This is a genomic window from Lysobacter sp. Soil_N_23 (assembly GCF_057656135.1).
Genome location: NZ_JBDGKY010000020.1, coordinates 1 through 20,564 on the forward strand (window position 1 = coordinate 1; position 20,564 = coordinate 20,564).

18 protein-coding genes are annotated in these 20,564 nt (G+C 68.1%); 6 read left to right on the forward strand and 12 right to left on the reverse strand.

Going from position 1 to position 20,564, the window contains the following annotated elements; genetic code table 11:
* Positions 1–199 precede the first annotated feature (199 nt).
* From AC3A3X_RS14160 to purM, 5 genes are all read right to left on the reverse strand, one after another.
* Positions 200–832, reverse strand: a complete 633-nt coding sequence (locus AC3A3X_RS14160; RefSeq protein ID WP_487583727.1) for a DUF3108 domain-containing protein — start codon at positions 830–832, stop codon at positions 200–202.
* A 101-nt stretch (positions 833–933) separates the two neighbouring features.
* On the reverse strand, positions 934–1,641 hold the full coding sequence (locus AC3A3X_RS14165; RefSeq protein WP_487583663.1) for a DUF3108 domain-containing protein: 708 nt from the start codon (positions 1,639–1,641) through the stop codon (positions 934–936).
* 30 nt (positions 1,642–1,671) lie between these two features.
* Positions 1,672–2,352, reverse strand: a complete 681-nt coding sequence (gene purN / locus AC3A3X_RS14170) for a phosphoribosylglycinamide formyltransferase (RefSeq protein ID WP_487583664.1) — start codon at positions 2,350–2,352, stop codon at positions 1,672–1,674.
* On the reverse strand, positions 2,352–2,981 hold the full coding sequence (locus tag AC3A3X_RS14175; protein ID WP_487583665.1) for a DUF2238 domain-containing protein: 630 nt from the start codon (positions 2,979–2,981) through the stop codon (positions 2,352–2,354). Before AC3A3X_RS14175 ends, purN begins: the two co-directional genes overlap by 1 nt.
* Before the next feature lie 36 nt (positions 2,982–3,017).
* Positions 3,018–4,154: a phosphoribosylformylglycinamidine cyclo-ligase gene (gene purM, locus AC3A3X_RS14180; RefSeq protein ID WP_487583666.1), complete on the reverse strand. Its 1,137-nt coding sequence runs from the start codon at positions 4,152–4,154 to the stop codon at positions 3,018–3,020.
* 94 nt (positions 4,155–4,248) lie between these two features.
* Between purM and AC3A3X_RS14185 the strand changes: the two genes are divergently transcribed.
* Genes AC3A3X_RS14185 through hda form a run of 3 tightly spaced genes read left to right on the forward strand, consistent with a single transcriptional unit; the run spans position 4,249 to position 7,256 of the window.
* Positions 4,249–5,349 (forward strand): DUF2066 domain-containing protein, encoded by a 1,101-nt coding sequence (locus AC3A3X_RS14185; RefSeq protein ID WP_487583667.1) that lies wholly within the window; start codon positions 4,249–4,251, stop codon positions 5,347–5,349.
* A 15-nt stretch (positions 5,350–5,364) separates the two neighbouring features.
* Positions 5,365–6,510 (forward strand): AI-2E family transporter, encoded by a 1,146-nt coding sequence (locus AC3A3X_RS14190; protein ID WP_487583668.1) that lies wholly within the window; start codon positions 5,365–5,367, stop codon positions 6,508–6,510.
* A 44-nt stretch (positions 6,511–6,554) separates the two neighbouring features.
* Positions 6,555–7,256: a DnaA regulatory inactivator Hda gene (hda, locus tag AC3A3X_RS14195; RefSeq protein WP_487583669.1), complete on the forward strand. Its 702-nt coding sequence runs from the start codon at positions 6,555–6,557 to the stop codon at positions 7,254–7,256.
* Positions 7,257–7,384: 128 nt separating this feature from the next.
* On the opposite strand, the gene murU is transcribed toward hda, so the two are convergent.
* The 4 genes from murU to cysG all read right to left on the reverse strand — a co-directional run bounded on the left by murU (position 7,385) and on the right by cysG (position 11,750).
* Entirely contained in the window at positions 7,385–8,086 is a 702-nt protein-coding gene (gene murU / locus AC3A3X_RS14200) for an N-acetylmuramate alpha-1-phosphate uridylyltransferase MurU (RefSeq protein WP_487583670.1), read from the reverse strand.
* A complete protein-coding gene (locus AC3A3X_RS14205; protein ID WP_487583671.1) occupies positions 8,083–9,105 on the reverse strand; it encodes an aminoglycoside phosphotransferase family protein in 1,023 nt (340 codons plus the stop codon). The genes murU and AC3A3X_RS14205 overlap by 4 nt, the downstream gene beginning before the upstream one ends.
* Before the next feature lie 195 nt (positions 9,106–9,300).
* Positions 9,301–10,281, reverse strand: a complete 981-nt coding sequence (cysK, locus tag AC3A3X_RS14210) for a cysteine synthase A (protein ID WP_487583672.1) — start codon at positions 10,279–10,281, stop codon at positions 9,301–9,303.
* Positions 10,282–10,325: 44 nt separating this feature from the next.
* On the reverse strand, positions 10,326–11,750 hold the full coding sequence (gene cysG / locus AC3A3X_RS14215) for a siroheme synthase CysG (RefSeq protein ID WP_487583673.1): 1,425 nt from the start codon (positions 11,748–11,750) through the stop codon (positions 10,326–10,328).
* 187 nt (positions 11,751–11,937) lie between these two features.
* Between cysG and AC3A3X_RS14220 the strand changes: the two genes are divergently transcribed.
* On the forward strand, positions 11,938–12,921 hold the full coding sequence (locus tag AC3A3X_RS14220) for a LysR family transcriptional regulator (RefSeq protein ID WP_487583674.1): 984 nt from the start codon (positions 11,938–11,940) through the stop codon (positions 12,919–12,921).
* Positions 12,922–13,152: 231 nt separating this feature from the next.
* Here AC3A3X_RS14220 and AC3A3X_RS14225 read toward each other — a convergent pair whose 3' ends face one another.
* The 3 genes from AC3A3X_RS14225 to AC3A3X_RS14235 are packed head-to-tail and all read right to left on the reverse strand — an operon-like array spanning position 13,153 to position 17,482.
* Positions 13,153–13,893 (reverse strand): phosphoadenylyl-sulfate reductase, encoded by a 741-nt coding sequence (locus tag AC3A3X_RS14225; RefSeq protein ID WP_487583675.1) that lies wholly within the window; start codon positions 13,891–13,893, stop codon positions 13,153–13,155.
* Positions 13,890–15,608: an assimilatory sulfite reductase (NADPH) hemoprotein subunit gene (gene cysI, locus AC3A3X_RS14230; protein WP_487583676.1), complete on the reverse strand. Its 1,719-nt coding sequence runs from the start codon at positions 15,606–15,608 to the stop codon at positions 13,890–13,892. The genes AC3A3X_RS14225 and cysI overlap by 4 nt, the downstream gene beginning before the upstream one ends.
* A 29-nt stretch (positions 15,609–15,637) precedes the next feature.
* On the reverse strand, positions 15,638–17,482 hold the full coding sequence (locus tag AC3A3X_RS14235) for an assimilatory sulfite reductase (NADPH) flavoprotein subunit (RefSeq protein WP_487583677.1): 1,845 nt from the start codon (positions 17,480–17,482) through the stop codon (positions 15,638–15,640).
* Positions 17,483–17,680: 198 nt separating this feature from the next.
* On the opposite strand from AC3A3X_RS14235, the gene cysD reads away from it, so the two are divergent.
* Both cysD and cysN read left to right on the forward strand, forming a co-directional pair.
* Positions 17,681–18,595 (forward strand): sulfate adenylyltransferase subunit CysD, encoded by a 915-nt coding sequence (gene cysD, locus AC3A3X_RS14240; RefSeq protein WP_487583678.1) that lies wholly within the window; start codon positions 17,681–17,683, stop codon positions 18,593–18,595.
* Positions 18,595–20,481: a sulfate adenylyltransferase subunit CysN gene (gene cysN, locus AC3A3X_RS14245; protein WP_487583679.1), complete on the forward strand. Its 1,887-nt coding sequence runs from the start codon at positions 18,595–18,597 to the stop codon at positions 20,479–20,481. The genes cysD and cysN overlap by 1 nt, the downstream gene beginning before the upstream one ends.
* Positions 20,482–20,564 lie beyond the last annotated feature (83 nt).

The following is a 20,564-nucleotide window of genomic DNA, read 5'->3' on the forward strand; positions in this document are numbered from 1 at the left end:
ATCCAATGCCCGTCATTCCCGCGAAGGCGGGGACCCAGTGACGTTGATCCAATGCCCGTCATTCCCGCGAAGGCGGGGACCCAGTGACGTTGATCCAATGCCCGTCATTCCCGCGAAGGCGGGAACCCATGGACGTGCCCTTTGAACGTCATCCCCGCGAAGGCGGGGACCCAGTGACGTTGCTCGCAGTGCGGCGCTGTCAGCGCACCGACTGCACGCGCAGGTCGATCGCGTCCTGGCCCTTGTCGCGCTGCAGGATCCGCGCCGGCACCGGCATGTTGTCGACGATCCAGGCGATGGTCTGCTTCTCGCCGTGGCTGGCCATGACCTTGGTCGCCTGCACCGGCTTGCCGTCGACGGTGATCTGCTCCTTGCCGGCGACGGTGTAGTCGAGCTGGCGCACGCGGCCATCCTCGACCATGCGGTAGCTCATCGGCTTGCCCGCGGCCAGGTCGCGCACGACCGCCAGGTTGATCAGCAAGGCATCGAGGTCGCCGCTCTGCAGCTTGATCGGGCCGGCACGCTCGGGCTTGACGTCGCCGGTCCAGCTGGCGACTCCGCGACTCCAGTCGTAGGTGGCGTTCTTGGTCTTGCCCTTGCCCAGGACCTTGCTGCTGTCGGTGCCCGACAGCGGGCGCCATTGCCCGCCGTTTTCCTCGAACACGGTGGTCTGGCGCACGTCGGCGAGCGGCGCGCTGACCGCCAGGCTGTACGTCCAGCGGTTGGCGCCGTCGGCCGCGAGGGTCATGCGGCCGGTGCCGATCACGCCCATGTAGCTGGCCTGGTAGTCGGCGGTGAAGGGCTTGATCGCCAGCGCGGGTGTGCTGGCCATTGCCAGCAGCGCGGCGGCGAACAAGCCACGAAGGCGGGAGCCATGAAGGCGGGAACCCTGAAAGCGCGGGCGGGTCAGGGTGGTGGTCAGCTTGGCGGCCATCACTGGGCTCCTCTGTAGTCGACCAGGCGCAGGTCGAAGGTGTCTTCGCCGTTCTCACGCTGCAGGATGCGCACCGGCGTGGGGACGCCATCGACGACCCACACCACGGTTTCCTCGTTGCCCTGCACGCGTGCGACGCGCATCGCATTGAAGCTCATGCCATCGACGGAGACGCTCTCCAGGTCGTTGGCGACCGCATAGCGGTGGTCGCGGGCGCGGCCGTTGTCGACGAAGCGGTAGTCGAGCGTGCGTCCGGGCTGTGCGTCGCGGATGATGGCCAGGTTGATCAGCAGGCCACTCATGTCGCCATCGCGCAGCGGCACGGGCGCCTGCCGGGTCTTCTTCACGTCACCGGTCCAGCGCGCGGAGTGGTTGCCCCAGTCGTAGCTGCCGGTGATCTGCTTGCCGACGAACAGGGCCTTGCGCACCGTGCTCTGGCTGAGCGGGCGATAGGTATCGCCGACCGTGTCGAACACCGTGCTCTGCTGCGCGTTGACCCCTGCCAGGCCCATCAGGCCGCGGGTGCCGCGCATGTTGAGATCGATCCGCCAGCGTCCGGCGTCCGGCACGACCTGCATCGTCGCCTCTCCCAACGCCTTGCCGGCGTTGAAGACCTGGTAGTCGGCAACGAACGATTCCAGTGCCAGCGCGGGAGCGGAAACCGTAGTGCACAGCAACAGGGTCAAGGCGCGCAGGAGTGGCTTCATCAAACCTTCGGGGGAGGACGGACCGGATTCTCAGACTGCCACGGATGCCGGGTCGTCGGGAACGTGCAAAACACCGGCGGAATCTAAGCGCAGTGCGGTAAACAGCGCATGACCGTCGAGGGTGATGGTTGTCCCGTGTTCAGCAAGTCGGCCGGCAGCGGCCAGGCGCAGTACCGCCAGCAGCAGCGGATGCTCGACCGCCAGCACCCGGGTGGCCAGGGCGTCGGCATCGTCATCGGCGTGTACCGGCACCACCGCCTGCGCGATCACCGCGCCGGCATCGAGTTCGGGGATGACGAAGTGGACGCTGGCGCCATGCTCGCGCTGGCCGTCTGCCAGCGCGCGCGCATGCGTGCGCAGGCCCGGGTAGCTGGGCAGCAGCGAGGGGTGGATGTTGAGCAGGCGGCCGCGGAAGCGGCTGACGAAGCCGTCGCCGAGGATGCGCATGTAGCCGGCGCAGACCACCCAGTCCGGCTGGCAAGCGGCGACGGCGTCGGCGAGGTCGGCGTCGAAGGCTTCCCGGGTCGCGAAGGTTCTGGCGTCGGCGCTCCAGCGAAGCGCCGGGGCGACCCGTTGCAGCGCCGCCGCCGCCGGTTTGTCGGAGAACACGCCGACGATCTCGGCCGACAGTTCCCCGGTCGAGATCGCATCGACAATGGCCTGCAGGTTGCTGCCGCGGCCCGAGGCCAGCACCGCGATGCGAGTGGACATCAAGCGACCTCCGCCGAGGCGGCGTAGGCTGTCTCGGCGCGACGTGGCCATGCCACCAGGGCGCCCAGCGTCGCCAGCAGCATGTCGGCGTGGGCGTCCCACAGGTCGCCCTGCTGGCCGTTGTACGCTTCGGCGGCTTCGGGCGACATGGTCAGGGCGATACCCCATTCCAGCCATTCATAGACCAAGCTCGCGCACATGATCAGCATCAGTGCCAGCGCGAAGGCCTGGCGCGGCGACAAGCGCGGCCAGCGCTGCTGCACATGCTCGCGCAGGGCCGGTGCGAAGCACACGCCAAACAGCAGATGGATGAGGCGGTCGGCATGATTGCGTTGCCAACCGAACGCCTGTTGTGGCGACCAGCCGGTCAGTGCGCGCACCCATTCGTCGTACGGCAGGTTGGAATAGAGCCAGCGCGCGGCCACGCAGTGCACTGTGATGAAGCCGCAAACCAGCGCGAAATCGATCGTCCGCATCGGCCAGCGCTGGTCATGGCGCCACAACCAGAACAGGCCGACCACGGTCAGGCTGCTGTGGAGCGCCTGTTCCACAGGCCACAGCGGTGCGATCCAGGTCGCCAGGAACACGGCCACGGTCAGGCCGAGTGCGATCTGCTTGTCGCGCTGCATGGTTTCGGGGCCTGGTTTCGGGAGCTGGGTCGGCGATCAGCCGATGTGCACGCGCTCGCCGTCGCCGGCCTTGACCACTTCGCCGATCGGGCGATGGCTCAGGCCCAGACGGTCGAGGTCGGCGCTGACCGCGGCGACATCGCCCGGGGCGACCACCAGCACGAAGCCGACGCCACAGTTGAAGGTGCGCCACATGTCGTCGTTGGGCACCGCGCCTTCGCGCTGCAACCACTCGAACACCGGCGGCAGGACGATGCTGGAGGCCTCGATCTGCAGGCCCAGGCCATCGGGGATCACGCGGATGATGTTCTCGGTCAGACCGCCGCCGGTGATGTGCGCCATTGCATGCAGGTCGTGCTTGCCGAGCAGTTCCAGGATCGGCTTGACGTACAGCGCGGTCGGCGCCATCAGCGCATCGATCAGCTTGACCCCGCCCAGGTCGAGGTCGGCCGGGCGGCCGGCGCGGTCGTAGATCCTGCGCACCAGCGAGTAGCCGTTGGAGTGCGGGCCGCTGGAGGCGATGCCGAGCAGCACGTCGCCCTGGCGCACCTTGGCGCCGTCGAGCAGCTTGGACTTCTCGACCGCGGCGACGCAGAAGCCGGCCAGGTCGTATTCGCCCGGCGGGTACATGTCGGGCATCTCGGCCGTTTCGCCGCCGATCAGCGCACAGCCCGACATCTCGCAGCCCTTGGCGATGCCGCCGACCACGGCCACGGTGGTGTCGACGTCGAGCTTGCCGGTGGCGAAGTAATCGAGGAAGAACAGCGGTTCGGCGCCCTGCACCAGCACGTCGTTGACGCACATGCCGACCAGGTCGATGCCGATCGTGTCGTGCCGGTTCAGCTGTTGGGCCAGCTTGAGCTTGGTGCCGACGCCGTCGGTGCCCGAGACCAGCACCGGCTCCTTGTACTTGCCCGACAGGTCGAACAGGGCGCCGAAGCCACCCAGGCCACCCATCACTTCGGGACGGAAGCTGCGCTTGACCAGCGGCTTGATGCGTTCGACGACCTCGTTGCCCGCGTCGATGTCGACGCCGGCATCGCGGTAGGTGATCGTGGTGGGGCTGGGGGGAATGCTGGACACGGGCGGCCTCGGCGGTCGCGGGATATGAAGCGGCGATTTTACCAGTCGTGACGCCTTCGAATGGACGTCAAGACGCCACTGCGGCACCATTTCCGCTCAATACGCACCACCAGGGATAGCGATGGTTCGGGTAATTGGCACGGAAACACGCTCTGCAAGCGGCGCAACAGGCATGCTGGGCCGCATGACGATCCATACGAATGTCCCCTCCAGGGTCCTGGGCCTGGCAGCCACGCTGCTGCTGGCCTTGATGCTGACCAGCTTCGGCGCCGCCGCGCAGCGCGTGGAAGGCGATCGGGCCCGCGCCGAAGGCATCTATGCCACTGAAGTGCAGGTCAACGGCCAGGGCGAGGGCGAGCGCAATTCCGCCTTTGCCCGTGGGCTGGCGTCGGTGCTGGGCAAGCTTTCCGGCGATCGCGGCGCGGCCTCGCGGCCCGGTGTCGGCCAGGAACTGCGCCAGGCCAAGACCTACGTCGAGAGCTACGACTACCGTCAGGACGAGGGCCTGGGCCCGACCGGCGCGCCGAGCTTCCGCACTACCCTGGTGGTCCGATACGACGAGGAGGCGGTCAACGAGCTTGCTGCCACCCTCGGCATCCCGGTCTGGCCGCAACCGCGGCCCAAGCCGGTGCTGTGGCTGGCGATCGACGACGGCAGCGGCCCGCGCCTGGTCGGCCTGCCGCAGGTGAACGCGGCCCGGCCGGCCCTGAACCGCGCCACCGAGCGCGGTTACAAGCTCGGCCTGCCGACCGGCAATGCCGCCGAACAGGCCGCCGTGGGCGCGATCTGGCGCGGCGACAGCGCCGCGGTCGCGCGCGCCTCGGCCCGCTACAGCCCGCCGATGCAGCTGATCGGCAAGCTGTACCGCGACGCCACCGCCGGCTGGAAGGCCGACTGGACCTTCGTCGATGGCGGCAAGGTGCTGTCGAACTGGTCGCAGACCGGCACCGATCCACGCCAGCTGATGGCCAACGGCGCCGACGGCGCCGCCGATGCGCTGATGAAGCGCTATGCCAAGAGCGTGGTCTCCGGCCAGCCGGGCAACTACCGCGTGACCTTCACCGGTATCGACAGCAGCGACGACTTCATCCGCCTCGCCGGCTACCTGCAGAAGCTGTCGGTGGTGCGCCGCCTGACACCGACGCGGGCGACACCGCTGGGCCTGGAATACGACCTGGAGCTGGTCAGCGGCCTGCCGGGCTTCAACCGCATGCTGGTGCGCGACGACGTGATCGAGGTGATGGAAGGCCTCGAAGGACAGCCGCCGGTCTACCGGCTGCGTTAAAGGACAGGGGACGCCATGCAAACGCAATCACTGGACGAGATCGCGCTGTTCCTGCGCCGGCTGCAATGGACTGCGCTCGGCCTGGGCGTGTGCTGGCTGGTGTGGTTGCTGGCGCCGATCCTGTCGCCGTTCGCCTTCGCCTTGATCCTGGCCTGGCTGGGCGATCCGCTGGTCGACCGGATCGAGCGTGCCGGTCGCTCGCGCAACACCGCCGTCGCGCTGGTGTTCACGATGATGGCGCTGCTCGTGCTGGCCGGGCTGCTGATCCTGTTGCCATTGCTCGAACGCCAGATCACCACGCTGGTTTCGTCGCTGCCGAAGTATCGCGAGTGGCTGATGATGACGGCACTGCCGTGGATCGAACGCCGCAGCGGTTTCGAGATCACCGACTCGCTCGACTTCACCCACTTCGCGCAGCTGGTCCGCGAGAACTGGGACCAGGCCGGTGGTGTCGCAACGACGATGCTGGGTTACCTGTCGCGCTCGGGTTCGGCGGTGCTGGCCATGGTCGCCAACGTTGCGCTGCTGCCGGTGATCGCGTTCTTCTTCCTGCGCGACTGGGACCTGCTGGTCGATCGGGTGGCATCGCTGATTCCGCGCAACCACCTGCCCACGGTCGGGCGGCTGGCGCGCGAGTCGAGCGACGTGCTCGGCGCATTCCTGCGCGGCCAGTTCCTGGTGATGCTGGTGCTGGGCGTGATGTACGGCCTGGGCCTGTGGGCGGTCGGCCTGGACCTGGGCATCCTGATCGGCCTGATCGCCGGCCTGCTGACCTTCGTGCCGTACCTGGGCCCGGCCAGCGGCATCATCCTCGGCGTGATCGCGGCGCTGGTGCAGTACGGCGACTGGCAGCACGTGGCCGGCGTGCTGGTCGTGTTCGGCATCGGCCAGGTGATCGAGAGCTACGTGCTGACGCCAAAACTCGTCGGCGACCGCATCGGACTGCACCCGGTCGCGGTGATCTTCGCCGTGCTCGCCGGCGGCCAGCTGTTCGGTTTCCTCGGCATGCTGCTGGCGTTGCCGGTGGCCGCGGTGGTCAACGTGTTGCTGCGTTACGCGCAGGAGCGCTACCGGCACAGCCGGCTGTATGTCGGTGAAAGCGCGCTGGACCCATTGGCCGATCCGCACCTGGCGCCATCGCTGGACGACAGGCAGGAGTGAGTGAGAGATCCGGCTGTGAAAGATCCGGTTGTGAGAGGCCCGCAGTGAGCGTCCCGCAGTTGCCGCTGGCGTTGCGCTATCCGCCCGACCAGCGACTCGACACGTTTGTCCACGCGCCCGCCGGGACCGTGGAGCAGTTGCATGCGCTGGCGACGGGCGCGGCCGCCGCGCGCACCGACAACGTCTACCTCGCCGGCCCGTCGGGGGTCGGCAAGACCCATCTGTTGCTGGCGACGTGCGCGGCGACCGAAGCGGCCGGACGTCGTGCCGCCTACCTGCCGTTGCTGGCCGCGGCCGGCCGCCTGCGCGACGCGCTGGAAGCGCTGGAAGGCAACGATCTGATCGCGATCGACGGCCTGGAGGTCATCGCCGGCAACCGCGAGGATGAGGTCGCCCTGTTCGATGCGCACAACCGTGCGCGCGCTGCCGGCGTGGCACTGGTCTATGCCGCACGCGACATTCCCGATGCGATCGGGTTGGGCCTGCCCGACCTGCGCTCGCGCCTGGGTCAGTGCACGCGGATCACGCTGGCGCCGCTGGATGATGAAGGCCGGCGCGAGGTACTGCGTCAGCGTGCGCAGCGGCGCGGGCTGGTGCTGGAAGAAGCGGCGCTGGACTGGCTGCTCAAGCGGGTCGGTCGCGACCTGGGTGGTTTGACCGCGTTGCTCGACCGCCTCGATCGCGCATCACTGGCGGCGCAGCGGCGGATCACGGTGCCGTTTTTGCGGCAGACGCTGGGAAGCTGAGTCAACGCTGATCAGGTCCTGCTTTGTCATCCCGAGCGCAGCGAGGGATCTGTTTTCCGCGGCGAGACAACAGGTCCCTCGCTGCGCTCGGGACGACATTCGGCTTGTCCATCGTTGCCCCATGCGGCCTAGGCGCTCAATTCCGCATCCAGGCTGGCCAACCGCTCCGGCGTCCCGACATCGGTCCAGCGGCTGCGGTGATGTTCGCCACTGATCAATCCATCCGGCATCAGCGCTTTCAGGATCGGTGCGAGTCGAAATCGCGGCGGCTGCTCGCCGACACCGGGTTCCGCTGCAACAGCCTCACGCCAATTCGCCAGCAATGCAGGCCGATAGATTCCCAGGCCCGCATACGTCAGCAGGTTGGAACCATCGGTGCGGACATGGCCGCTATCGTCCAGCGCAAAGTCGCCGTTGGTGGCATGGCCGGGACGGTCGACCATCACCAGATGGGCGAGCCCTGCCGGTTCGCGCGGCAGGCGGGCGAAGTCGAAATCGGTCCAGATGTCGCCGTTGACCAGCAGGAACGGGCCGTCGCCCAGCAATGGCAGCGCATGCAGCATGCCGCCGCCGGTCTCCAGCGGCGTGGTGCCTTCGTAGGAGTAGTGCAGGCGCAAACCCCAGCGACTTCCATCGCCAAGCGCCTGCGGGAACTGATCCGCCAGCCAGCTGGTATTGATCACGACGTCGCGTGCTCCCATAGCGGCGAGCTTCTCCAGATGCCAGACGATCAGTGGCTTGCCCCCGGCGACCAGCAGCGGCTTGGGCGTGTGGTTGGTCAGCGGCCGCATGCGTTCGCCCAGACCGGCGGCGAATATCAATGCCTTCATGCGCCGCCTCCCGCCATCGCCGGGCGAATGCGCGAATCGAGCAGGTCGCGAAGCGGCGACAACTCCGGATAGCGCGGCAACACTTCGTCGAGATAGGCAATGAAGCGCGGGGCGTCGTCGATGTAGTGCGACTTGCCATCGCGGTGGTGCAGGCGGGCGAAGATGCCCAGGATCTTGAGATGGCGCTGGATGCCGAGCCAGTCGGCATCGCGGCGGAACTGTGCCAGCGGCGGCACCGGCACGCCGGCGGCGAGCGCCCGTGCGTGGTACTGCGCCAGCCATTCGTCTACGCGCGCCAGGGGCCAGCTCAGGAACGCATCCTTGAACAGGCTGACGGCGTCATAGGCGACTGGGCCGCTGACGCAATCCTGGAAATCAAGCACCGCAGGGCCGTCCGCCACCGGCATCAGGTTGCGCGGCATGAAGTCGCGATGGGTCAGCACGCGTGCCTGCGACAAGGCGTTGTCCATCAGCCTGCGCTGCACGAGTTGCAGGCGTTCGGCTTCGCCGCAGTCGAACTCGATGCCCAGGTGGCGGCGCAGGAACCACTCTTCGAACAAGCCGGCATCGCGCTGCAGCAGCGCCTCGCCGAACTCGCCCATGCCCGGCGGTGGCGCGATCGCCTGCAGCTTCAGCAACTGCGAGATGGCCGCGGCGAAGTGCGCATCGGCGCTGTCGTCGTCGATGACCTTGGCCAGGGTTGGGCCGCCGAGGTCTTCCATCAGCAGGAAGCCGGCCTCGACGTCTTCGACCAGCACCTTCGGTACACGCACGCCGCCGCCTTCGAGCAGGTTGCGCATGCGAAGCCACGGGCGGACGTCTTCGAGGTCCGGCGGCGAATCCATGACGATGCGCGTGCCGGCGGCGGTGCTGGCGCGCCAATAGCTGCGGAATCCGGCGTCGACCGAGGCGCGTTGCAGCAACAGCTCGGGATCGCCACTCGCGGCGCGTGCCCAGTCCAGGCGCGCGGACTCGCGATCGGGCGGGAGCCCGTTGGATGAGACGGGTGCTGCGGTCATGCATTCTCCACGCGGCGACTGCCGCATGCGCACAGCGTAGCGGGGCGCTGCGCGCTGGGGAATGCAGGAGCAGGAGCGGCCCTCATCCGGCCCTGCGGGCCCACCTTCTCCCGCCAGCGGGAGAAGGGAATTACAAAACCCCTCTCCCGCTTGCGGGAGAGGGGTTGGGGTGAGGGCGACGGCGGCGGGAGCGCCTCAGGCCGCAACAGCCTCCTTGCCTTCCAGCGAGTCCAGCCACTCGTCATCCGAGCCCTCGGCCACGCCCTCGAACAGGAACGTCGACAGATAGCGCTCGCCGGTATCGGGCAGCACTGCCAGCAACACCGATCCTTCCGGCGCCCGCTCGGCCACCTTCAGCGCCGCCGCGACGGTCGCACCAGCGGAAATGCCCACGAACACACCTTCCTCCGCAGCCAGGCGCCGTGCGGTGTCGCGCGCCAGCACGTCGTCGACCGGCAGCACCTCGTCGGCGATGGTGCGACTGAGCACCTGCGGAAGGAAGTCCGGCGTCCAGCCCTGGATCTTGTGCGGCTGCCATGTGTTGCCCGACAGCAAAGCAGCGCCCGCCGGTTCGCTGGCGATGACCTTCAGGTCCGGGCGCGCGAGCTTGAGCACTTCGCCCGCGCCGGTGATCGTGCCGCCCGTGCCCCAGCCACTGACGAAGTAGTCCAGGCGCTTGCCGGCGAAGTCGCGCAGGATCTCCGGGCCAGTGGTGCTGCGGTGGTAGGCCGGGTTGGCTTCGTTCTCGAATTGACGGGCGAGGAACCAGCCATGCTTCTGCGCCAGCTCGGCCGCGCGCCGCACCATGCCGCTGCCGCGTTCGGCCGCAGGCGTGAGGATGACCTTGGCGCCGTAGGCGCGCATCAGCTTGCGTCGTTCCACCGAGAACGTTTCGGTCATCACCGCCACGAACGGATACCCGCGCGCCGCCGCCACCAGCGCCAGGGCGATGCCGGTATTGCCCGAGGTCGCTTCCACTATCGTCTGCCCGGGTTTGAGCAGGCCCTTGCGCTCGGCATCGAGCACGATTGCGAGGGCGAGGCGGTCTTTCACCGAACCGCCGGGATTGAACGATTCGACCTTGGCGTAGAGCGTGACGTGTGCCGGCGCGATGCGGTGGAGGCGGACGATCGGCGTGCTGCCGATGGTGTCGAGGATGCTGTCGTAGAGGGCCATGGGTTTGCTCCTGTGAAATCAGAGGGGATGGCGGCGCGCAGGGATCAGGCCGCCAACGCCAGCGCCGTGTCGCCGAGCGGCGCTTGCCCGAACCAGTGCAGCTTTCCCGCCAGCGCAGCGACTTCGCCGATGATCAGCAGTGCCGGCGACTGCACCTGGTACTGCTGGGCCCGCTCGGCCAGGTTGGCCAGCGTGCCCACCACGACGCGCTGCTCCGGCCGCGAGCCGTTCTCGATCAGTGCGAACGGGGTCGACGGCGCGCGGCCGTGCGCGATCAGGCGGTCACGCAGGCCATCCAGGCCTGCCACGCCCATGTAGACCGCCAGCGTCTGGCGCTCCAGTGCGAGCGATTGCCAGTCGAGCGTATCGAGCGAGTCCTTGCAGTGCGCGGTGACCAGTCGCACCGACTGCGCATGCTCGCGATGGGTCAGCGGCACACCGGCATAGGCCGCGCACGCCAGCGCCGCGGTGATCCCGGGCACGACTTCGAAATCGATGCCGTCGGCGCGCAGCACTTCCAGTTCCTCGCCGCCGCGCCCGAACACGAACGGGTCGCCGCCCTTGAGCCGCACCACGCGCTTGCCGGCGCGCGCGTGCTCCAGCATCAGCGCGTGGATCTGCTGCTGGGTGGTGTGATGGTTGCCGGCCTGCTTGCCCACTTCGATCCGCTGCGCATCGCGGCGGACCAGTTGCAGGACGTCCTTGCTGACCAGGCGGTCGTGCAGGATCACGTCGGCCTCGTTGAGCACGCGCAGGGCACGTAGCGTCAGCAGGCCCGGATCGCCAGGGCCTGCGCCCACCAAGGCGACCGATCCGCGTGAACCGGCTTCATGGCCCTCGCCCAATGCCGCGCTGAATTCGCGTTCGGCGGCCAACTTCCGGCGTTGCCGCAGCAAGCCCGGCAGCGGGCCGGCCAGCAGGCGCTCGAAGAATCGTCGGCGCTGGCCCAGTTGGGGAAAGCGCGCGCGAATGCGTGAGCGCTCGCGGCCGAGCAGTTCGGCCAACGCACCGACGGATTCGTCGAGCTCCGATTCCAGCTTCTCGCGCAGGTGGCGGGCCAGCATCGGCGCGCCGCCGCCGCTGGAAATCGCCACCTGCAACGGGCCTCGTTCGATCCGCGCCGGGATCTGCACGCTGGAGGCGTCGGCATCGTCGACCACGTTCACCCAGATGCGCCTGGCATGGCCGGCCTCGGCGACGACGCGGTTGACCGCGTCGTCATCGGTCGCGGCGATGGCCAGCCAGGCGCCATCGAGCCAGTGTGCCTGGAAGGGGCCGGGAAGGTGCTCGATCCGGCCTTCGGCGACGTGGCGGGCCAGGGCGTCGTTCAAGGCAGGTGCGCCGAGCCGGACCCGGCCACCGGCATCGAGCAGGGCCTCCGCCTTGCGCTGGGCCACCGTACCCCCGCCGACGACCAGCACATCACGGCCGCGCAGGTCGGCAAATACGGGAAACAGTGGACTGGCCATGAGGTCGAATGCGGGATGGAGCGGCGATACCGTGAACCTACCCACGCCCCCGCACCGGCGGAAATGACGCCGCCCTCTGGCGGTATGTCATTTCGGAATGATGGCCGCGGTGCTGGACAGCGGGTCCGCGCCGGGGTAGTTTCTTCCATCCCTCTATTCGTATTGAGCGATATACAATCGCTCCGCCATGACCCTCACCCAGCTCCGCTACCTCGTTGCCATTGCCGACTCCGGGCTCAACATCACCCTGGCCGCCGAGCGCGTGCATGCGACCCAGCCGGGCCTGTCCAAGCAGCTCAAGCAACTGGAGGACGAGCTCGGCTTCCAGCTGTTCACACGCAAGGGCCGCAGCCTGGAAGCGATCGCTCCGGCCGGCGAGCGCGTGCTGATGCACGCCCGCCGCATCCTCGAGGAGGCCAGCAACATCCGCGCCTACGCTGCCAACGAGCGTGGCCAGCACAGTGGCCGCCTGGTCCTGGCCACCACGCACACCCAGGCCCGCTTCGTGCTGCCCGAAGTGATTGCAGCGGTCAAGCGCGAGTTTCCGCAGGTCAGCGTGCACCTGCAGGCGGCGGCCGATGGCGAAGTGCTGGAGCAGCTTGCACGCGGCGAAGCCGACCTGGCCGTGATCAGCACCGCAGGCAGCGAACCCGAGGGCGGCGTCGCAGTGCCGCTGTTCCGCTGGCGTCGCGTCGTGCTGGTGCCGTTGACGCATCCGCTGGCCAGGCTCGAGCGCGCGCCGACGCTGGCAGAGCTGGCCGCGCATCCGTTGATCAGTTACGAATCATCGACGAAGCCCGAATCCTCGCTGCATCGCACCTTCGCCGCCGCGGGCCTGGAGCCGCAGCTGGCGATGACGGCGCGCGACGCCGACCTGATCAAGACCTACGTGCGTGCCGGTCTGGGCGTCGGCGTGCTGGCGGAGATGGCGGTGGGCGTGCGCGACACCGACCTGAAGGCATTGCCGGCGCCGGACGCATTGCCCGAGTGCATCACCTGGGCCGTCATTCCACGGGCGCGGGTACTGCGCGAGTACGCATTGGCGCTGATGCATGGCATTGCGCCGCAACTGGACCGTCGCGACCTCCGGCGCGTGCTGGAAGGCAATCTGGAACCGAGCTGGCCCGATGCGCCGGCGTGGCGCGAGCTGAGCCAGCCGATCACGACCTGATTGTCGATCACCGTCGTCCCGGCGAACGCCGGGACCCAGGCCCACACCCCATCAGCCCTGTCACCGTCGTCCTGGCGAACGCCGGGACCCATTTTGACGTGGCTGTTGCTGTAAGACGGCAAGAAAGCAACGTCCCTGGGTTCCCGCCTTCGCGGGAATGACGTGATGGAGTGGCATTCCACCTTCGCGGGAAAGACGTGATGGAGGGCAATTCCGCCTCGCGGGCACAGCTCAAGCCGCATTCGGCTCGCTGTCGAAATGCAGCCCGCACTCACGCTTCAGGCCGAAAAAACGCGTGTCTTCCTCGTTCATCCCGGCCTCCAGCGGTCGCGTGGTGTGGATGTCGCCGATCGACACGTAACCCTGGTGCCAGAGCGGGTGGTAGGGCAGGTCGTGCTCCTGCAGGTACTGCCAGACTTCGCGGTCGCTCCAGTCGGCGATCGGATGCAGCTTCCAGCGTCCGTCGCGCAGTTCGAGGAAGTCGATGTTGGCGCGCGTGCGCGCCTGGCTGCGGCGCAGACCGGCGATCCAGGTGCGCACGCCCAGTTCGTTGAGGGCGCGCTGCATCGGCTCGACCTTGCGCATGCGGTTGTAGCGTTCGATGCCGTCCAGACCGCCCTCCCACAGCTTGCCCAGCCGCGCCTCCATCCAGGCAATGCCGATCTGCGGGCGATAGACCTTGAGGTTCAGGCCAAGGCGCTCGCTGAGCTGGTCGACGAAACGGTAGGTTTCCGGAAACAGGTAGCCGGTGTCGATCAGGATCACCGGCATGTCCGGTTGCTGCTGCGTGGCCAGGTGCAGCGACACCGCCGCCTGCGCGCCGAAGCTCGACGACAGCGCGTGCGTGCCGGCCGTGTTCTCCAGCGCCCACGCGACGCGCTCGGGTGCGCTGCGTTGGCCCAGCCAATGGTTGAGTTCCGCCAGCGCCTGCGGCGATTCGGCGGCGGTGATGGGATCGGGAGGCGTGCTCATGCAGCGTTCTCACTACGCAGGTGCAACGGAATCGGGGGCCTGGGTGGTGCAATCACGGCCGTGCGGACGAGGAAATCACCGAAGCCTTCATCGGTGTGTCGCTCGCCGGCATAGCGCGCAAAAAGGGGATCGAGCTCGGCGAGGATCTGCGCCTCGGCGATGTTCTCGCGGTACAGGGTGTTGAGGCGCTGGCCGCGGTGGTCGGCGCCGAGCATCAGGTTGTAGCGGCCCGGTGCCTTGCCGACCAGGGCGATCTCGCCCAGGTACGGACGCGAGCATCCGTTGGGGCAACCGCTGATGCGCAGGTGGATTGGCGCGTCGTGCAGGCCGTGGCCATCCAGCAGCGCCTGCACCTTCCCGGTCAGCTCGGGCAGGTAGCGCTCGGCCTCGGCCATCGCGAGGCCGCAGGTCGGCAGCGCGACGCAGGCCAGGGCATTTCGCTGCAACGGGCTGGCGGTGCGATAACCGTCCAGTCCGTACTGCGTCGCCAGCGCGTCGATGCGCGCGCGCAGTCCGGCCGGAACTCCGGCAATCACCAGGTTCTGGTTCGGCGTCAGGCGGAACTCCGCTGCGTTGGCCGCCTCGTCCAGCACGTGTGCAATCGCGCGCAGGCCACTGAGGTGGGTGACGCCTTCGTGGTCCCAGATGCGGCCGGCCACCGTTCGCAGCGTCAGGTGCGCAAGGCCCTCGTCGCCTTCGATCCAGCCGAAGCGGTCGCCGTTGTGCACGAACGAGAACGCGCGTGCCGGCAGCAGGCTGAAGCCGGCGCGCCGTTCGACCTCGGCCTTGAACCAGTCCAGGCCATGGTCGTCGATGGTGTACTTCAGGCGCGCGCGCTTGCGCACGTTGCGATTGCCGTGATCGCGCTGCGCGGTGACCACGGCCTCGCCCATGGCGATGACCTGGTCGGGCGTGACGAAGCCGATCACGTCGCCCAGCCGCGGATAGGTCTCCGGATCGCCGTGGGTCGCACCCATGCCGCCGCCGACGCTGACGTTGTAACCGGCGAGGGCGCCGTCATCGTCGAGGATGGCGATGAAGCCCAGGTCCTGGGCGAACACGTCGACGTCGTTGTAGGGCGGGATCGCGAAGCCGATCTTGAACTTGCGCGGCAGGTAGGTCGGGCCGTAGACCGGCTCGTCCTCGCTGCCGCTGCCGGCCACGCGTTCCTCGTCCAGCCAGATCTCGTAGTAGGCGCGGGTGTTCGGCAGCAGGTGCTCGGACAACGCCGCCGCCTGCGCATGCACTGCGGCGTGCGCTCGCGACAGCAGCGGATTGGCAGCGACTGCGACGTTGCGGTTGACGTCGCCGCAGGCGGCGAGGGTGTCGATCAGCGCGGCGTTGATCGCCTGCATGGTCGGCTTCAGCTCGGTCTTGATCACGCCGTGGAACTGGAACGCCTGGCGCGTGGTGATGCGCAGACCGCGTTCGGCAAAGCGTGTGGCGATCGTGTCCAGCCCAAGCCACTGCGCCGGCGTCACCACGCCACCGGGCGTGCGCGTGCGGATCATGAAGCTGTAGGCCGGCTCGAGCTTGGCGACGCGGCGCTCCTCGCGGATGTCGCGGTCGTCCTGCTGGTAGCTGCCGTGGTACTTGATCAGGGTCTGGTCGTCGTCGGCGAGCGCGCCGGTGACCGGATTGGCGAGGGACGCCAGCAGCGTCCCGCGCAGGCGGGCGCTTTCGTGCTTGATGTCCTCGACCGAGTGGTTGCTCATCAGTTCATGCCTTCTCAGTTCACGCCTTCTCAGTACACGTCTCGCGCGTAGCGTCCCTGCTGCTGCAGGTCATTGAGGTAGTCGTTGGCGTCGTCGGCGGACTTGCCACCGTGTTCGGCGATGGCTTCGAGCAGCGCCGCGTGCACGTCGCGGGCCATGCGCGTGGCATCGCCGCAGACGTAGAGGTGCGCGCCGGCCTCGAGCCAGGCGAACAGTTCGCGGCCGTGCTCGCGCAGGCGGTCCTGGACGTAGACCTTGCGGTCCTGGTCGCGCGAGAAGGCCAGGTCGAGCCGGTGCAGGCGGCCGTCATTGAGCGCCTGCTGCCACTCGACCTGGTAGAGGAAGTCGGTGCGGAAATGCGGATTGCCGAACAGCAGCCAGTTGCGACCGGGCGCGCCGATCGCCGCGCGTTCCTGCAGGAAGCCGCGGAACGGCGCGACGCCGGTGCCGGGACCGATCATGATCACGTCGCGCGATGCGTCCGCCGGCAGGTGGAAGCGTTCGTTGTGCTCGATGAACACCGGCAGCCGTGCACCCTCGGCGCTGGCGGCCAGGTGGTGCGAGGCCGCGCCCCAGCGCGTGCCCTGGCCGTTGTCGTATTCGACGTGGGCGACGGTGAGGTGGACCTCGTCGCCGACCTGCTTCTGGCTGGAAGCGATCGAGTACAGGCGCGGCGTCAGCGGCCGCAGCGCCGCAACCAGTTCCTCGCCGCTCCAGTCGGCGCGGTACTGCGTCAGCAGATCGATCACCTGCTGCTCGCCGAGCAGGCGGGTCAGCTGCGCCTGCTGGCCCGGCGCCAGCAGGCCATTGAGCTCGTCACTGCGCGCCTGCGCGGCAAGAGTGGCGACAAACGGGCGCGCCAGCTGCGTCAGCTCGCGCTTGTCGGCCAGCCATGTCCGCAGCGGCAGCTGCTGCCCGCCGGCGCTGACCTCTTCGTTGCCGTCGAGCTGCAGCGTCGACAGCACCGCATCGACCAGTGCAGGCGGGTTCGACGGCCACAGTCCGAGCGCATCGCCGGGCTCGTAGTGCAGGCCCGAGCCTTCCAGCGACAGCTCGATGTGGCGCACGTCCTTGTCCGGGCCGGGACGACCCACGCTGCTGGCGCGCGTGACCAGGCGCTGGTTGAGCAGCAGCTCGGCCGCGAACGGCGCGTCGCGGCCATGCGTCGGGGTTGTTGGCAGCGGTCGCAAGGGCGTCACCGTCGCCAGCGGCGCGGTGGGCTTCAAGGCTTCCTTGGCCTTGGCCAGCGCCTGCGCCAGCCACGGGGTGGCGATCGTCTCGATGTCGAGATCCGCATCGCCGCGGGGCAGCAGCCGGGTTGCGCCGAGTTCGGCCAGGCGCTCGTCGAGTTTCTGCCCGATCGCGCAGAACTGCGGGTAGCTGGAGTCGCCGAGGGCGAGCACGGCAAAGCGCAGCTGCTTGAGCTGCGGCGCGCGCTTGCCGGCGATGAATTCCACCAGCGCACGGGCATCGTCCGGCGGATCGCCGTCGCCCTGGGTGCTGATGACCAGGTAGAGGTTGCGCTCGTCCTTCAGTTCGCGGGTCGGGTAGTTGTCGGCGCGCAGCAGGCGGACGGCCAGGCCGGTGGCCTCGGACTGGCGGGCCAGCTGCTCGGCCAGGCGCTTGGCGTTGCCGGTCTGGCTGCCGTAGACGATGCTCAGTCGCCCCGCCGCCTGGGTTTCCGCGACCGGTACGGCAACCGCGGCCGCCGTCCCGGCGGAGCGACTGGCCAGACCGGCGGCGTAGCCCGACAGCCACCACAGGCCGTTCGCATCGAGACCGTCGGTGACGTGCGCAAGCGCCGCCAGCCGATCCTCGGGCAGGGGAGGGCCGAGGGAGGTGCCGGCAAGCGGATTGATCGGTGAAGCCGACATCGGCACGTGACTGGGCGGCGGGGACCCATGCAGGCTAGGCCCCGCCGTCGCCCATATGAAAGGACGTTGGGTAATGCGCTCATGCCGGGGGCTTATTTCCGGGGCAGGCGTACGCCGCTCCTACAATGTGGTCAGATAGCCGCGACCGTCGATAGCCGGTAGCTCCCGGCCCTGACGCCCGCCACCAACCTGCTGACGATGACCCTGCCTGTCGACCTGAGCCATCTCGATCGCCTCGAAGCCGAGAGCATCCACATCCTGCGCGAGGTCGCGGCCGAGTTCCGCAACCCGGTGCTGCTGTACTCGATCGGCAAGGACAGCTCGGTGCTGCTGCACCTGCTGCTGAAGGCCTTCGCGCCGGCGCGCAAGCCGCCGATCCCGCTGCTGCACGTCGACACCGGCTGGAAGTTCCGCGAGATGATCGCCTTCCGCGACCGCCGTGCCGGCGAAACCGGCGTCGAGTTGCGGGTGCATACCAATCCCGACGGCGTGGCGCAGGGCATCGGCCCGATCAGCCACGGCGCCACCGTGCACACCGACGTGATGAAGACCCAGGCGCTGAAGCAGGCGCTCGACCTGCACGGCTTCGACGCCGCCATCGGTGGCGCCCGTCGCGACGAAGAAAAATCGCGCGCCAAGGAACGCATCTTCTCGTTCCGCAACGACCAGCACCGCTGGGACCCGAAGAGCCAGCGTCCGGAGCTTTGGAGCCTGTACAACACCCGCATCCACAAGGGCGAGTCGGTGCGCGTGTTCCCGCTGTCGAACTGGACCGAACTCGACATCTGGCTCTACATCTATCGCGAGCGGATCCCGGTGCCATCCCTGTACTTCGCCGCGCAGCGGCCGGTGGTCGAGCGCGACGGTGCCTGGATCCTCGTCGATGACGAGCGCCTGCCCTTGCGCGAAGGCGAGGCCGCGCAGCTGCGCCAGGTGCGCTTCCGCACCCTGGGCTGTTACCCGCTGACCGGCGCAATCGAATCGCAGGCCGACACGCTGGAGAAGATCATTGCCGAGATGCTGGTGGCCACGACCTCCGAACGCCAGGGCCGGGTGATCGATCACGATCCGACCGCGTCGATGGAGAAGAAGAAGCAGGAGGGGTATTTCTGATGGGCACTGTCTCAGAAGCCGCCGCCTCCGAAGTTGCCGCCTACCTGCAACGCCACGAAACCAAGGGTCTGCTGCGCTTCATCACCTGCGGCAGCGTCGACGATGGCAAGAGCACCCTGATCGGGCGACTGCTGTATGAAAGCCGCGCGCTGTTCGACGACCAGCTGTCGGCGCTGGAATCCGACAGCCGTCGCCACGGCACCCGCAACGGCGAGGTCGACTATGCGCTGCTGCTCGATGGCCTGTCGGCCGAGCGCGAGCAGGGCATCACGATCGACGTGGCCTACCGCTTTTTCAGCACCGACAAGCGCAAGTTCATCGTCGCCGATTGCCCGGGCCATGAGCAGTACACCCGCAACATGGCCACCGGCGCCTCCACGGCGGATGTCGCCGTGGTCCTGGTGGATGCGCGCAAGGGCCTGCTCGCGCAGACCCGCCGGCACAGCTATATCGCCTCGCTGCTGGGCATCCGCCATGTGCTGCTGGCGGTGAACAAGATGGACCTGGTCGGCTTCGACTTCGCCGTGTTCGACGAGATCGTCGCCGGCTATCGCGCGCTTGCCGATCAGCTTGGCATCGCCCACGTGCAGGCCGTGCCGCTGTCGGCGTTGCAGGGCGACAACCTGATGCAGCGTTCGGCGAACACGCCGTGGTACGACGGTCCCAGCGTGCTCGAGTACCTGGAAAACGTCGACGCGACCCGCGGTGCTTCCGACATCGGCTTCCGCCTGCCGGTGCAGTGGGTCAACCGTCCCGACCAGGATTTCCGCGGCTTTGCCGGTACCGTTGCCGCAGGTGCGGTGAAGCCGGGCGACGACATCGTGGTGCTGCCTTCGGGCCGGCGTTCGAAGGTCGCGCGGATCGTCACCGCCGGCGGCGACCTCGACCTGGCCGGCGAAGGCCAGGCAGTGACGCTGACGCTGCGCGACGAACTGGACATCAGCCGCGGCGATGTCATCGCCGATGCGCACAAGCCGCCGCAGGTGTCCGACCAGTTCGCGGCGCACATGCTGTGGATGGGCGACCACGCGCTGCTGCCGGGCCGGCCGTACTGGCTGAAGATCGGCACGCGCACGGTCAGCGCCAGCGTTACCGAGATCAAGCACAAGATCGACGTGAACACCCAGGAGCCGCTCGCCGCCAAGCACCTGGAGCTCAACGAAGTCGGCTACTGCAACCTCTACCTCGACCAGCCGGTGCCGTTCGAGGCGTATGCCGACAGCCGCACGCTGGGCGGTTTCATCCTGATCGATCGCCAGAGCAACGCCACCGTTGCTGCCGGCACGCTCGAGTTTGCCCTGCGGCGTGCCGGCAACATCCACTGGCAGCATCTGGACGTCGACAAGACCGCGCGTGCCCGCATCAAGGGCCAGAAGCCGCGCGTGCTGTGGTTCACCGGTCTGTCGGGTTCGGGCAAGTCGACCATCGCCAACCTGGTCGACAAGCGCCTGCACGCGTTGGGCTACCACACCTTCATCCTCGACGGCGACAACGTCCGCCACGGCCTCAACAAGGACCTGGGCTTCACCGACGAGGACCGCGTCGAGAACATCCGCCGCGTCGCGGAGGTGGCCAAGCTGATGGCCGATGCCGGTCTGATCGTGCTGGTCAGCTTCATCTCGCCTTTCCGCGCAGAACGGCGCATGGCGCGAGAATTGTTCGCTCCCGGCGAGTTCGTCGAAGTCTTCATCGATACGCCGCTGGCGGTGGCCGAAGAGCGCGACGTCAAGGGTCTGTATGCCAAGGCGCGCGCCGGCCAGCTGCGCAACTTCACCGGCATCGACTCGCCGTATGAGGTCCCGGAGGCGGCCGAGCTGCAGCTCGATACGGTCAACGACACTGCAGAGCACCTGGCGCAACGGGTCATCGACTTTCTGCTGGAGTAAGCGGGGCGTGACAGTTGGCAGCTTGAAGTCTGACAGCGTGTCGTCCTGAACGCAGTGAGGGACCTGCTGTTGCTCTTGCTGTT